Source organism: Allopusillimonas soli, from assembly GCF_004153445.1.
Taxonomy (GTDB): Bacteria; Pseudomonadota; Gammaproteobacteria; order Burkholderiales; family Burkholderiaceae_B; genus Allopusillimonas; species Allopusillimonas soli.
The window spans coordinates 690050-703091 of record NZ_SDQC01000001.1 but is presented as its reverse complement, the minus strand read 5'-3'; the positions used below and the strand labels follow the sequence as shown (position 1 = coordinate 703091).

At 59.0% G+C, this 13042-nt stretch carries 13 protein-coding genes; 4 read left to right on the top strand and 9 right to left on the bottom strand.

Annotation, left to right across the window (positions count from 1 at the left end; genetic code table 11):
• Positions 1-119 precede the first annotated feature (119 nt).
• Positions 120-1226: a TauD/TfdA family dioxygenase gene (locus ERD78_RS03275; RefSeq protein ID WP_129967820.1), complete on the bottom strand. Its 1107-nt coding sequence runs from the start codon at positions 1224-1226 to the stop codon at positions 120-122.
• Positions 1227-1333: 107 nt separating this feature from the next.
• Here ERD78_RS03275 and ERD78_RS03270 point away from each other — a divergent pair, with 107 nt between their 5' ends.
• From ERD78_RS03270 to ERD78_RS03260, 3 genes are all read left to right on the top strand, one after another.
• The gene (locus tag ERD78_RS03270) at positions 1334-2212 is read left to right on the top strand and encodes a LysR family transcriptional regulator (protein ID WP_129967819.1); all 879 of its coding nucleotides are present in this window, start codon (positions 1334-1336) and stop codon (positions 2210-2212) included.
• Positions 2213-2335: 123 nt separating this feature from the next.
• Positions 2336-3343 (top strand): tripartite tricarboxylate transporter substrate binding protein, encoded by a 1008-nt coding sequence (locus ERD78_RS03265; protein WP_129967818.1) that lies wholly within the window; start codon positions 2336-2338, stop codon positions 3341-3343.
• Positions 3344-3352: 9 nt separating this feature from the next.
• On the top strand, positions 3353-4339 hold the full coding sequence (locus ERD78_RS03260; RefSeq protein ID WP_129967817.1) for an asparaginase: 987 nt from the start codon (positions 3353-3355) through the stop codon (positions 4337-4339).
• A gap of 30 nt (positions 4340-4369) precedes the next feature.
• Here the strand turns inward: ERD78_RS03260 and ERD78_RS03255 are convergent, their stop codons facing one another.
• Genes ERD78_RS03255 through ERD78_RS03220 form a run of 8 tightly spaced genes read right to left on the bottom strand, consistent with a single transcriptional unit; the run spans position 4370 to position 12098 of the window.
• Entirely contained in the window at positions 4370-5344 is a 975-nt protein-coding gene (locus ERD78_RS03255) for an ABC transporter ATP-binding protein (RefSeq protein ID WP_129967816.1), read from the bottom strand.
• Positions 5341-6339, bottom strand: coding sequence for an ABC transporter ATP-binding protein (locus tag ERD78_RS03250; RefSeq protein WP_129967815.1), 999 nt, complete (start codon positions 6337-6339; stop codon positions 5341-5343). The genes ERD78_RS03255 and ERD78_RS03250 overlap by 4 nt, the downstream gene beginning before the upstream one ends.
• Before the next feature lie 2 nt (positions 6340-6341).
• On the bottom strand, positions 6342-7217 hold the full coding sequence (locus ERD78_RS03245) for an ABC transporter permease (protein WP_129967814.1): 876 nt from the start codon (positions 7215-7217) through the stop codon (positions 6342-6344).
• Entirely contained in the window at positions 7214-8155 is a 942-nt protein-coding gene (locus ERD78_RS03240) for an ABC transporter permease (protein WP_129967813.1), read from the bottom strand. Before ERD78_RS03240 ends, ERD78_RS03245 begins: the two co-directional genes overlap by 4 nt.
• A gap of 14 nt (positions 8156-8169) precedes the next feature.
• The gene (locus tag ERD78_RS03235) at positions 8170-9297 is read right to left on the bottom strand and encodes an NAD(P)/FAD-dependent oxidoreductase (protein ID WP_129967812.1); all 1128 of its coding nucleotides are present in this window, start codon (positions 9295-9297) and stop codon (positions 8170-8172) included.
• A complete protein-coding gene (locus ERD78_RS03230) occupies positions 9294-10694 on the bottom strand; it encodes an NAD(P)/FAD-dependent oxidoreductase (protein ID WP_129967811.1) in 1401 nt (466 codons plus the stop codon). The genes ERD78_RS03235 and ERD78_RS03230 overlap by 4 nt, the downstream gene beginning before the upstream one ends.
• On the bottom strand, positions 10691-10984 hold the full coding sequence (locus ERD78_RS03225) for a (2Fe-2S)-binding protein (RefSeq protein WP_129967810.1): 294 nt from the start codon (positions 10982-10984) through the stop codon (positions 10691-10693). The genes ERD78_RS03230 and ERD78_RS03225 overlap by 4 nt, the downstream gene beginning before the upstream one ends.
• Positions 10965-12098, bottom strand: a complete 1134-nt coding sequence (locus ERD78_RS03220) for an NAD(P)/FAD-dependent oxidoreductase (RefSeq protein ID WP_167668827.1) — start codon at positions 12096-12098, stop codon at positions 10965-10967. The genes ERD78_RS03225 and ERD78_RS03220 overlap by 20 nt, the downstream gene beginning before the upstream one ends.
• Before the next feature lie 23 nt (positions 12099-12121).
• Between ERD78_RS03220 and ERD78_RS03215 the strand changes: the two genes are divergently transcribed.
• Positions 12122-13039, top strand: a complete 918-nt coding sequence (locus ERD78_RS03215) for a LysR substrate-binding domain-containing protein (RefSeq protein ID WP_129967809.1) — start codon at positions 12122-12124, stop codon at positions 13037-13039.
• The last annotated feature ends 3 nt before the right edge of the window (positions 13040-13042 follow it).

The following is a 13042-nucleotide window of genomic DNA, read 5'->3' as shown; positions in this document are numbered from 1 at the left end:
TTCCGTTGTGAGTCAGATCATGGGCCGGTAGCCGGGTTAGTGGCCGCGGGGGCAAGCCGCATCGAGGCGTGCTGCGTCTTCTTTGGACGATGTGATGTCACCCGCCGCGGCATTCTCGATCACACGAGAGACGATTCAGGCTTCTTTAGTTTATGCGGCATACCAAGCCGCGCTGCTTGTCGCGTCTCATATTCCAGAAACGTCTGAGTAATGCCTTGCCCGCGAACGCCACCGCGTACGGATCCCGCTCGAACATCACCGTAATACTCTTCCCAGTTTTGAGGCAGAGGTTGAGAGCCAGGCAAGGCAAGCCATAGGCGCAGAAGGTGTCTCTTTCTTGAAGGATCTTCGTAATCTTCGAAGCTAGTACGGGAATGCAGATGAACGTAGTTGTTCAGCAGTTGCATGTCCCCTCGTTCGAGCCACATCGAGTAGCAGAATTTGGGATGTGGCAGGATTTCCTCCAGTAAATCGAGAGCCTCCAGTTGTTTAGGCGTCAGTCTAGGTATCTCCGAAAAATCTCGTTGTGCAGCGACAGTGTTCTTACGATTTGCGCGCAGGGCGAAATACTCGGGATGATTGCCGAGAATCGGGCATTGATAATAGGGAGGTTGAGATGGGTCCTGGGTTCCTTGATAACTATGATAAAAGGGCTCCTGCAGCGTTTCGATCAGATCGGGGCGACGGAGAGCCACCTCGTCGCGCAATGCAATAGAGCTGGTGATCTTGCTTTCTCCGCCTGATTTGGCTGTCTGCAGGGTGAGCAATGCCACCACGTCGCCAGAGTCCATATGGAAATCGAGTCCGGCGTTTGTGTTGTAGCCGCGCCCATTCTTTGTTTTATATGACGCGCCGATATCCCGGACGTCTGTCATGATGTCACTCATCGTGTTTTGGGTGCGAGCCAGACCGACATGGAGCCCTATTCCCCAGAACACGAGTCGGGCGTCATCTACAGTCCAGCGTTCGACGGGAAAACCTTTTACCAAGCACAGCCCCCAACGTTCTTGTGTTGCATCGAAGGCGCGGCGCAATGCAAAGCTGGCGGCCTCGTTCAAGGGAAAATCCTCTTGCGCCATGGCGAGCATGGGTTTGCCGCTTGCCTTAGCGTGCGCCAACGCCTGTTCAATTCCTTCAATCGCCTGATTGTCGAGACGATGAATCCAGTCTTGGTGTTCAGTTAGATCACTTGAGAGCCACGCCTGTGGGCGAGTAGGTTTGTCCATCTTCATGTTCCTGTTGAGGTTGAAAGCCAGATTCGTGAAGGCAAGGATAAATTAGTAGTTAATCAATTAATATCGAAGTTTCGTTGAACGCCAGTTAAGGCTTTTTTATGAAGATAGAGGCATTTGCCACGTTGGATGCGGTGTTGCGCCTGGGCACCATGGCCGCCGCAGCGCAGGAGGGCAATATCACTCCCAGTGCGGTCAGCATGCAAATGAAGCAGATTGAGACTTACATGGGCCAACAGTTGTTCGATCGCTCAGGATTGAACATCAAACCATTGCCGCTTGCGTATGAAGTGTCCGATACCATGCAGCCGTCGCTTCGGAGACTCGAGTCTTTGCGCAATCGCACGACGATTGTGGTGGAGGGCACTATTCGTTTCGGTGTCATTGAATCTTTGCAACCCATCTTGATCCCAGGTGTGATGCGGACCCTGGCGGAGCGTTACCCTCGACTCCGTCTGCTGCCGGGAAGAGGAAAAAGCGCCGCGCTGATTGAGGCCGTCAAGGCAGGCTTGTCGGATGCGGCCGTGGTGGCTCAGCCCGAATCAGGCGGCTCTTCCCGATTGAGTTGGTATCCCCTATTCCAACGTGAGCTTGTTGTCATTGTGCCGCAAAGTGAATCCGAAACATCGCTAAAGGCGCTCTTCAGCAAGTATGATTGGATACGCTACGATCGAAAATCCGTTACGGGTCGCTTGGCGGCTCGCTACATCAATCGGTACATTCAATCGGATCGCGGAACCATAGAACTGGATGGCGTACGAGCGATTGCCGCGACAGTCAGCGCGGGGCTGGGTGTTTCCATGGTGCAAATTGTCGAGCCGGGGATTTTGTTGGTGTATCCGGTCAGAGTAATGCATGTGCCGCACGCGCCGAAACTGCGCTTCGCTTTGGTTACGCGGCGTGGAGAAGGGGAAAACCGTCAAGTAGCGGCTCTAAGGGACGCTTTGACCACCGTGGTCAGAAGATGTTATGAGTCCTAATGCCAGCCAACAATTTTTTTGATGTAGTGAATAAAAAACTATCACTTTTTGTTTAGCAGCGCATCCGGTACCTTCTTCTTGCCTATTCAATTTTGACCTGTATACGAGAAGAATGGAGAAGACATGAACGTTGCTGCCCTGAAACTGGCCTGTGCGCTTGCTACTTGCCTGGCTATCGGTGTGATTCTGCCTGCCGGTTCTGCTACGGCAGCTGATGCGGACAATACCGCTGCCAGCTATCCATCCAAACCCATTACCATGGTGGTGGGCTACCCCCCCGGTGGGGCCACCGACATTATTGCGCGTTTGGTTGCAGACAAGCTAGGCCAGGCATTGCACCAGCCGGTCATTGTCGAGAATAAAGCGGGAGCAGGCTCCAACATCGCCACCGATCAAGTCGTGAGGGCTCAGCCTGATGGATATACGCTGCTTGTGGAGACGATCGCCAATGCCACAAACATGTCTATTTACAAGAATCTCCATTATGACTCGCGTAAGGATCTTGAGCCTATTGTGCAGTTCATGGCCTCTCCGAGCGTGTTGGTGGTAAACCCAGCTGTGCCGGCCCACAATTTGAAGGAGTTGATTGCCCTTGCCAAGTCGGAGCCAGGAAAACTCAGTTTTGCCTCGTCTGGGGTGGGTGGCTCACCTCATCTGGCAGGCGAAATGCTAAAGCTGCGTGCCGGCATTGACATGTTGCACGTACCATACAAGGGTGCAACACCGGCCCTGAATGACGTTCTGGCTGGGAATGTATCGTTGGGCTTCATGACTTCGCTCGGCGCTTTACCGCATATGCAGGCTGGCAAGCTGCGGCCGATTGCCGTGGCCAGTCCACATCGTCTTGCAGATTTACCCGATGTGCCAACTATGGCTGAAGCTGGCTTGCCGGATTTCGATGTGGTTTCCTGGAACGGCTTGGCTGCGCCCTCGGGTACGCCGAAGCCCATCATCGACAAGCTCAACAAGGAAGTGAATAGTATTCTTGCTATGCCAGATGTCAGGCAGCGTCTGAAATCACTGGGGGCGGAGCCAGTTGGAGGGACGCCGGAAGCGTTCAAGGCCTATGTCAACGCGGAAATAGAAAAATGGGGCGTTGTGGCTAGGAAGGCAAATATTTCTCTGGATTAAGGAGGCTATATGCCGGCTTCGCGTTGCGCGCTGGTTACCACTGGCGGCACGATAATTTCAAAAATAGATCCCGCGACAGGTCTGGCTATGCCTGTTCTGACAGGTGATGAGCTGCTGGCGTCACTGGCCGGCATTGTGGGTGAAACTGAAGTTGAGGTACATGATGTGGTGCGTGTTGCATCGCCCCACATCATGCCGCAGCATTGGTGTGCATTGCACGATGTGATACAGACCTTGGTTGATCGTGAGGATGTCTACGGTGTGGTGATTACTCACGGAACCAGTACGTTGGAGGAGACTGCCTGGTTTCTCGATCTGACGATCAATACGCAAAAACCCATTGTTGTGACGGGAGCACAACGTAATGCTTCATCCAGAGATTTCGATGGTCCATCAAATCTGCTCAACGCGATCAAAATTTGCCAGGATTCTAAGTCAGAGGGAAAAGGTGTTCTGGTTGCGTTGAATGATCAAATCAATGCTGCCCGTGAAGCGACAAAGACGCACACGGTCAATGTGCAGACTTTTCAGTCTGGAGAGTGGGGCTATCTGGGAAATATCGTGAATGATCGCGTGACGTTTCACAGGGCACCGCTTCGTCGTCTCCACGTACCTTTACGTACACACCAGCTTCCGGTCGTGGAAATCGTATCGATGTTCGTCGGCGCGACGGGCAGGTTGATTGATGCCGCACTGGAAATGGGCATACAGGGTCTCGTCGTGCAAGGGGTGGCATCGGGGCATGTCAATGCTGCGATGTATGAAGCTGTTCTGCGTACGCTGGAGCGTGGCGTGCCTGTCGTCATTGCTACGCGGATACCTCAAGGTGGAACCCGTGCTGGTTATGGCTTCCCGGGTTCTTCCCAGCTACTGCTGGATGCGGGAGCTGTGCTTTGTAATGATCTTTCCGCCTGGAAAGCAAGAATTCTCCTGATGCTTGCGCTACAGGACGAAGCGTCGATGAGCGCAGGCTTGCAGGAATTGTTCGATGCATAGTCGATCCAGCCTTTTCCCTTGATAGGGAACTTACTGCTCCACCAATGGATAGAAGCACGCCGCACTGCGCCCGTCGGATAGCTCCCGCAGCTCGGGCACGTTCGCTTGGCAGTTTGCCTGTGCCCGCGCACAGCGTGGATGGTAGGTGCAGCCAGACGGCAGGTTTGTAGGAGACGGTATTTCACCGGTAATTCTGTTCAGCGTGATGCGAGCGGTGGGATCAGGTACCGGGGAGGAGTCCCGCAAGACCCGGCTGTACGGATGCAGCGGCGCATCCAGCACCTGTTCCGTTGCGCCGCGTTCCACGATGCGTCCCAGATACATGACACAAACCTCATCGCAAAAATGCCGGATCACGCCCAGGTCGTGCGATACGAAGACAAAAGAGAGTCCACGCTCCTTCTTCAGGCGTTCGAGCAACTGCAGTATCTGGGCTTGTACGGACACGTCCAGCGCCGAGACCGGCTCGTCGGCGACGATAAGCTCGGGATCCAGCACCAGGGCACGTGCGATACCCACCCGTTGCCGCTGGCCGCCCGAGAACTCATGGGGATAGCGATCCAGGGCGGTCTGTGGAAGGCCCACCTCGTCTAGTATGCGCCGGATGCGTGCATCGATCTGCGCCGCGCTGCCCAGCCCATGTACGCGCAGGGGCTCGGATAGGGCCTGGCGGATGGTCAGACGCGGGTTTAGCGAGGCAAAGGGGTCCTGAAATACGATTTGAATACGTTGGCGCAGTTTACGCATCTGGGCGGCGTTGGCGTCCTGCAGCGCGATGCCGTCGAATAGGATGGCGCCCTCGTCGGGCTCGACCAGGCGCAACAGCGTGCGCGCAACCGTCGATTTTCCACAGCCTGACTCTCCCACGAGACCAAGAGACTGTCCGCGCGCCACATCGAAGGACACATCGTTGACGGCACGGACAACTTGTTTCGGGCCGCCGAGCAGGCCGCCACCGCTTTCAAACCGTTTGACAAGATGCTTGACCTGCAGCAGTGGGTTCATGGCTGTTCTCCTGATTCGCGCGCCCGCACAAAGCAGCGCACCCGGTGTTCGCCATTCCCCAATGGCACGAGTTGCGGATGCTCGGCTTCACAGATCTTCTCCTTGAGCGGGCAGCGGGCCGCAAAGGTACAGCCCGTGGGCATGTCGGTGATGGCCGGAACACTGCCGGGTATGGGCGCCAGGGAGGTGGCGCTTGTGTCCACACGTGGCATGGCGCGAAGCAGTGCCTCGGTATAAGGATGCGTGGGGCGGGCAAAGAGCGCCGCCGCATCGGCCAATTCGACGATCTCACCGCCATACATGACCGCTACGCGATCAGCGATTTGCGCCACGACGCCCAGATTATGGGTGATAAAGACAACGGACATTCCATAGGCCCGCTTCAGCTCGTCAAGCAGGGTGAGAATCTGCGCCTGTATTGTGACGTCGAGCGCTGTCGTCGGCTCATCGGCCAGCAGCACCTTGGGCCGGCAGGCAAGCGCCATTGCAATCATCACGCGTTGCCGCATCCCGCCGGAGAACTGGTGTGGATAGTCGTGAAACCGCTTGGCCGCGCCAGGTATCTTCACTTCTTCCAGAACTTCCAGCGCGACGGCACGCGCCTTCGTCCAGCTCAGTCGCCTGTGCTGCCGGATGGCTTCGGCAATCTGATCGCCTATGGTCATGGTGGGGTTCAGAGAAGTCATCGGCTCTTGAAAAATCATGGCGATCTCATTGCCGCGAACGGACGCCATCTTTTTTTCCGGCAGTGCCGCCAGATCCTTGCCTTCCAAAAAGATGGATCCTCCGCCATGGCGTGCGCCGGAAGATGGCAGCAGCCGCAGGATGGACAGCGCTGTCACGCTTTTCCCACTGCCTGATTCGCCGACGACGGCCAGCGTTTCGTCTCGCGCCACAGACAGCGATACGCCGCGCACGGCCGCATGCCAGCTGCCGCCGATACGAAATTCAGTGCGCAGGTTCCGCAGTTCAAGCGTCGGGTTTTCTGTTGCCATGGTTACTCCGAACGTAGCTTGGGATCGATGGCGTCGCGTAGCGCGTCGCCAAGGAGATTCAGCGCGAGCACAGTGAGCAGAATGGCCAGGCTGGGGAACACCGTCAGCCACCAGGCATCCAGTATGTGCTCGAACCCTTCTCTGATCATGCTGCCCCAGGTGGCGGTGGGAGGCGGCACCCCAAGCCCGATGAAGCTCAACGACGCTTCGGTACGTATGGCGGATGCCATCCATAAGGAGCCGAGGACGACCACATCCGAGATCATATTGGGCACAATATGCACACCCATCAAACGCAAGGGCCCATAGCCGAGCGCTCGGCCGGCCTCTATGAAATCTCGATGGCGAAGCGCGATGGTGGGGGCTCGCGCCACGCGTACGAAGGGCGCAATTTCGGTAATGGCGATGGCGATGATCAGGTTCTCCAAGCTGGCGCCCAGCATGGCAGCCACCATCAGACCCAATACCAACGTCGGAAAGGACAGCAGGACATCGACAAGCCCCATGACCAAACGGTCAAATATGCCGCCTAGATAGCCCGCCAGCACGCCAAGCGATGAGCCTATGGTCATAGCGATGAGGATGGCCACGAAGCCTACCATCAGCGATACGCGGGATCCGTAGATCATGCGTGAAAGCACATCGCGCCCATAGCTGTCTGTGCCCAGCAGGAATTCGGCGGATGGCGGTTCCAGGCGCGAAATAATATGCTGCTTCAATGGATCGTGCGGAGCGATCCAGGGCGCGAATATTGCAGTCAGGACTATGGCGGCCAGCAAGCCTATCCCTATCCAGGAGAGGCGGTTTCGGCTCAGCGCTGCCCAAAGCGCGTTGGAGCGCTGCGCCGGCGATGGCGGGGTGGTGGCAATGGAACTCATTTGTACTTTACCCTAGGGTCGACAAGACCATAGACCAGATCGGTCATGAGGTTGACGAGAATCACGCAAAACGCAAACACGATCATCAGTCCCTGGAGCAGGGTGTAGTCGCGCACGTTGAGCGCGCCCAGGATCAGCTTGCCGAGTCCCGGGCGGTTGAAGACAATTTCGGTCAGAACGGAATTGCCGATCAGTGTTCCGAAATACAGACCGACAACGGTCACAATGGGAATCAGCGCGTTGCGCAAGCCGTGCCGGAGGATCAGCCGCAATGGGCGCACCCCTTTGGCGCGTGCGGTACGAACGTAATCCTCTCCCATCACGCCCAGCATCGAGGAACGTGTCACGCGCATGACATAGGCCATCATGATCAGGCCAAGGTTGAATGCAGGCAGCGCCAGATTGGAGAGCTGGTCTTTCCAGCCGGAGGCGGTCACCTTGCTGACGACCGGAAACCAGCCCAGTTGTATGGCAAATGCCAGCAACATGAGAATTGCGGAGACAAATGCGGGGAAAGACAATCCGGTCAGTGAGAGCAGACGGCCCAGATAGTCGGGCCACGCGTTGCGGCGCAGTGCGGCCCATATACCCAGCGGCATTCCAAGCAGGGTGCCGATGAGGATTGCACAGGCCGTAAGCTGCAGTGTCCATGGCAGAACCGCTGCAACCTCCTGCAGCACGGGCCGGCCCGTGGACATTGCGGTGCCCAGATTTCCGGACAATACCTCGCCCATGAAATGGAGATATTGTTGATAGACGGGAAGGTCCAGGCCCAGCTGCTGCCGCAGCGCTTCCAGCGCCTGGGCGCTGGCCTGGTCTCCAAGCATGACCGCGGCCGGGTCGCCGGGTACCAGGCGCACCAGTATAAATACCGCCGTCAACATGGCCAGCAAGGTGGGTATGGCCTGGAGCAGCCGCTTGATGGTAAAGCGCATCATCGGGTGTTCTCTCTTTATGAGTGAGGTGTCTGCATGAGCCGCTGGGCTGTGAGGCTGCCGATGTTTCTGTCGGTGTTGCCACGCACAATCAGGTCGGTGAGCACGGCGCCAACAATGGGAACCAATTGGAAGCCGTGGCCGGAAAACCCAAATGCGTGAAAGACGCCCGGGGCATTGGGTGAGGGGCCGACAATGGGCAGGAGGTCCACCGTCTTGGCTTCAAGGCCGGCCCAAACGCGCACGATGCGCACGTGGCTGACCACCGGAAACAAATCGGTGGCTGCGCGCGCGCCCTTGGCCAGGATACCCATGCGTGCAGTGGAGGTTTCCTTGTCCAGGTCCGGCACGCCCTGCAGGCCGCCTCCGATGACCAGCGTGCCCTGATCGGACTGCTTGAACGACAGGGAACGTCCGACTATGGAAACGACGGGCTTGATGAACGGTTCAAGCCGCTCGCTCACCATCATCATGGATGATTTGGTTTGCAGTGGGATCGCATCTCCCACCATCTCCGCGATGCGGGCGGACCACGCGCCGGCCGCATTGACAATCACCGGGACAGTCCAGCGCCCATGATCGGTAACAAGCGTCCAGTTGCTGCCACTGCGTTCGATGGCGCTCACACCGCAATGCTCATGCAGTGTTACGCCTGCCGCCTGAGCCGCCTGGCGAAAGGCACGCAGCGCGCGGTGCGGGTCTGCCGCGCCGTCGCGCCGGGCAATCGATGCGCCGCGGCAATGCGGGCTCAAGGCCGGCAGCAACTGCCGAAGTTCATGGGTGTCGATCAGCGCTTCATGCGTATAGCCATCGCGCTGCAAGGCCTCGACGTGCGATTGCAGCCGCTTCAGGGTGGCATCATCCTCCGCCACGCAGATCTGCCCGTTTGCATGAAACCCACAGTCGTCGCCTACCATTTCTTTCAGGCGCGGCCACATTTCCATGGCCTCCAGGGATAGATCGAGTTCGCCACGATCGCGGTTGAGCGTGCGCACGCCCGCCGCCGTGGCGCCGGAGGCATGCCTGCCCACCCAATGACGCTCGAGAACGATGACACGTTTTCCTGCCCGGCCCAGGTGTAGCGCCGCGGACAGGCCATGAAGGCCGCCGCCGACGACGGCGACATCGTAGACGGGTGCCGTCATGAGGATTCCCCCTGTTCATCCAGGGAAGCGAGCTCTCCCAGCGTCAAGGGCTTGAGGGGTGGACGAATGCGGTAGAAACCGACGTCCGCCACGGGGCGCTCCTGCGCCTCGGCCAGGATATTGGCTATGGTGTAGCCGCACTGGCGTCCCTGGCAAGGGCCCATTCCCGCTCGGGTGAATGACTTGATTTGGTTGGGACCTGGCTGCCCGAGTTTTGCCGCGGCGCGTATATCCCCCGCGGTCAACTCCTCGCAGCGGCACACTATCGTGTTGTCCGATGGACAAGCGGTGCTCGGACGTGGCGGATACATGGCGTCAAGCATGGGGCGCAAGCCCAACTCAGCCGCAAGTTGCCTGCGCAGCGGCACCGCCATGGCATCCGCCTGTTCCTGGGAGAGCTTGTTCGCACGCGCGGCAATCGCAAGCGCGGCAATCCGTCCGCGCCATCCCGCCGCGCGCGCGCCCGCTATGCCCGCACCGTCACCGGCTATATAGACGCCAGGCTGGCTGCTTGCCCCCCAGTTGTCCAGCAGCGGTGCGAAGCACCGCTGACTGTCCACCCAAACGTGCTCGCATTCAATTGCACGGCTCATATGTATGGACGGCACGATGCCTTCATGCACCAGCAGCAGTCCGGCTGGAAAGCGCTTGTCGGCGCCGCTGCCGTCAGTGAAGGCGATGGTCGACAACTGGTCCTGGCCCTCGGCCCGGAATTCGCTGATATTCCGATACACGGGTACGCCGGCTTTCCTGATTGCGCGAAGCCAGCTGTAGCCTTTACGCAGGTCTCGCCATTTCGCGAGCGCGGGAAATAAATGCGGCATCCCTTTGCGCCAGTTGTCCGCTGGCGAGGTATCCAGCCATCCGGCGACGGTGCCGCCCGCATCGAGCAGTTGCTTGATATAGAGCAGGACGAGCGGGCCGCTGCCCGCGATCCATACGGGCTCGGCCGGGACCTGGCTGGATACCTTGAGGGCGATTTGCGCCGCACCGACGGTCATGACACCGGGCAGGGTCCAGCCGGGAAAGGGGGCGGGGCGTTCCTGGGCGCCGGTGGCCAGCAGGATATTGTCAGCCTGGACCACCGACGCTTTCTCGTTCCGGGTCATGTAGACATGCCAGCCTTGTTCTATCTGCCATACCTGCGTCAACGGGCGGTATTCCGCACCGCAGCGCCGGAAGTGGCGGGCCACCTCGGCGCCGCTGCGGTACTCTTCTCCAAGAATGGCGCCGGTATGCTGACCGGCCCTACGTTCCACGGCGCGCCATATCTGGCCTCCCGGTTCGGGTTGGTCGTCGGCCACCATCACATCCAGGCCATGACCACAGGCCTCGATCGCCGCCTGCATGCCGGCAGGCCCCGCACCAACAATGAGCAGATCCACTTTTCTGTTCATGCGACACTCCGTTTGCCGTGCTGGCGTTCCACATGCATGCCGTCGCGTACGGGCACCATGCATGTTTGGGTTGATGCCACGCCATCCACGACGGCCAGGCATTCAAAGCACACGCCCATCATGCAATAGGGTGCCCGCGGATTGCCCTGTACCGGCGTGGTTCTTGTCACAGGAGAAGGCTGTCGCAGCATGACCGCGGCAACCGTTTCACCGGCATGTGCAGCAACGGCCTGGCCGTCGATATAGAGCGTCAGCGCCTGGGCGCTGGGATCACTGAGTTTTCGGAACATCGAATCGCCCATGATGAAAGAAGTCAAGATTGGCTGGCAGCGCGGATTGGCGCAAGCAGCGGGAGAAGGGGCCGGCGTGGAATGAAGCCAAGGTCACACCGGAGTGGCATACGGCTACCCACGCGCCGGGATGGGTTGCGGAGCCCGCATAAACAGGACAGCCATCGGGCGTCATGATCCGCAGGCATGACCAGTGACGGACCAACCGCGCGCGGGCCAGGTCGGGCAAGGTGCGCAAGGCATTGCGCGCCATGACGGCGGCCGCACTGGAGGTCGTATGCAGGTCGTACCCGACGTTTTCCTGCGTGAGGCCAACCATTACGGTGCCTTCGGCGGTCTGGCGTATGCCGCTGGCAGCCATGGGCAGCAGGGGCTGTAGGCGTTCGGTAACCATGACTTGTCCCCGTTGCGGATAAAGCGGAATGTCCAGTCCCACCTTGGCGGCCAGTTTCGCGGAGCCCAGTCCGGCGGCAATGACAACCTGCGCGCCGTGGAAATGATTGCTGCCAGCCTGTACGGCAAACCCGCCACCGGACATTACCTCTATCTCCGTGACGGGGCGGTTGTTCAGCAGGGTTGCACCATGGCGCAGCAGGCCTTTGTGAAGGGCGGCCAGCAGCTTCAGGGGGTTGACGTGACCGTCCATGCTGCCCAGGCTTGCGCCTGCCACATCGGGTCCCAGGCGCAAGCCTGGCAGAAGCGATTGCAATGCCGTCCTGTCCAGCATCCGGGTACAGGGCGGCTCGTCTTCAGCCTGGCTATGCCATGTTGCAAGCCTTGCCTGGCGTTGATGCCAGGCCTCCTCGCCGAGGCAGAAGTGAAGGCCTCCGCGGCGATCGTAGTCCAGAGCCATGCCCGTTTCCTGTTCCAGCACGCTGGCAAAGTCGGGCCACAATGCCGACGCCTGGCGCGAGAGCTTCTGATAAGCGGGCGCGCCGTATCCTTTGCCCTGTACCCAGACCAGGCCGAAGTTGGCCTTGGCTGCGCGATAATCCGTATCAGCGCCATCCAGGACCAGCACCCGCTGGCTTGCCTTGGCCAGGCCGTATGCGATGGCTGCGCCGACCATGCCAGCGCCCACCACGATTACGTCATAAGATTTCATATTGCTCATTCGCATACTTACTGGACAGATGCATGAAGAAAACCTTGAACCTGCGCCAGATCGAGGCGTTCAAGGCCGTGATCGAACATGGCACGGTCAATCGCGCCGCGGACGCCTTGTTTGTGTCCCAGCCAGCAGTCAGCAAGCTGCTGCTGAAGCTGGAGCAGGACACCGGCTTGGCGCTGTTCGAACGCGTCAAGGGCAAACTTGCGCCGACGCCGCATGGTATGCGGTTGTATGAAGAGATCGACCGGATTTTTGCCGGCCTGCGGCAACTCGAAGAGGCAGTTGACTCGATCCGCAGGGACGAGCAGAGGCAGCTTCATATAGGCGTCATGCCCGCGTTGTCGGGATCTTTTGTGCGCCGGGTCACCATGGCGTTCATCGAAACCCATCCAGACGTGCACGTGTCCATACAGACCCGCAGTTCTCAGTTTTTGGCCGAGTGGCTGGTGGCCAGGCAAATTGACGTCGCCCTGGTTGGTAACCGCATCGAGAACCCTTATATAGATCGGGAGCCGATGATTTCCTCGCCGCTTTTCTGTGCACTGCCCCTGGATCATGAGCTTGCGCGCAAGCGCGTTATTCGCGCCACGGACCTGGACGGCGTTCCCTTTATATCCTTTGCATATGGAAGCCAGACAGACAGGCTTGTTCGCCAGGCCTTCAGCGCGGTGGGTGCGCGTCTGACGCCGGTACTGGACACGGTGACGGCGCCCACGGTGTGCGAGTTCGTGGCGGCAGGCCTGGGGGTGTCGCTTGTACACCCCCTTTTTGCCGAGGGCGTCAGCAAGCGCGTTGTATTGCGCCGCTTCGAGCCCGAGATCGAATTCACCTTCCAGCTTTGCCGTGTGCGGGCCTCGCGCAATGCAAACCTGGTCGAGGCTTTCATGAGCGTGGCCCGGCGCGTGGCGCAGGACGTGTCCAATGAGCTGCTGCATGGCAGTTGAGCG

What these genes read in the sequence shown, in the direction of transcription:
- ERD78_RS03275 (WP_129967820.1), bottom strand. Translation starts at nt 1,226, where the DNA reads ATGGACAAACCTACTCGCCCACAGGCGTGGCTCTCAAGTGATCTAACT.
- ERD78_RS03270 (WP_129967819.1), top strand. Translation starts at nt 1,334, where the DNA reads ATGAAGATAGAGGCATTTGCCACGTTGGATGCGGTGTTGCGCCTGGGC.
- ERD78_RS03265 (WP_129967818.1), top strand. Translation starts at nt 2,336, where the DNA reads ATGAACGTTGCTGCCCTGAAACTGGCCTGTGCGCTTGCTACTTGCCTG.
- ERD78_RS03260 (WP_129967817.1), top strand. Translation starts at nt 3,353, where the DNA reads ATGCCGGCTTCGCGTTGCGCGCTGGTTACCACTGGCGGCACGATAATT.
- ERD78_RS03255 (WP_129967816.1), bottom strand. Translation starts at nt 5,344, where the DNA reads ATGAACCCACTGCTGCAGGTCAAGCATCTTGTCAAACGGTTTGAAAGC.
- ERD78_RS03250 (WP_129967815.1), bottom strand. Translation starts at nt 6,339, where the DNA reads ATGGCAACAGAAAACCCGACGCTTGAACTGCGGAACCTGCGCACTGAA.
- ERD78_RS03245 (WP_129967814.1), bottom strand. Translation starts at nt 7,217, where the DNA reads ATGAGTTCCATTGCCACCACCCCGCCATCGCCGGCGCAGCGCTCCAAC.
- ERD78_RS03240 (WP_129967813.1), bottom strand. Translation starts at nt 8,155, where the DNA reads ATGATGCGCTTTACCATCAAGCGGCTGCTCCAGGCCATACCCACCTTG.
- ERD78_RS03235 (WP_129967812.1), bottom strand. Translation starts at nt 9,297, where the DNA reads ATGACGGCACCCGTCTACGATGTCGCCGTCGTCGGCGGCGGCCTTCAT.
- ERD78_RS03230 (WP_129967811.1), bottom strand. Translation starts at nt 10,694, where the DNA reads ATGAACAGAAAAGTGGATCTGCTCATTGTTGGTGCGGGGCCTGCCGGC.
- ERD78_RS03225 (WP_129967810.1), bottom strand. Translation starts at nt 10,984, where the DNA reads ATGTTCCGAAAACTCAGTGATCCCAGCGCCCAGGCGCTGACGCTCTAT.
- ERD78_RS03220 (WP_167668827.1), bottom strand. Translation starts at nt 12,098, where the DNA reads ATGAGCAATATGAAATCTTATGACGTAATCGTGGTGGGCGCTGGCATG.
- ERD78_RS03215 (WP_129967809.1), top strand. Translation starts at nt 12,122, where the DNA reads ATGAAGAAAACCTTGAACCTGCGCCAGATCGAGGCGTTCAAGGCCGTG.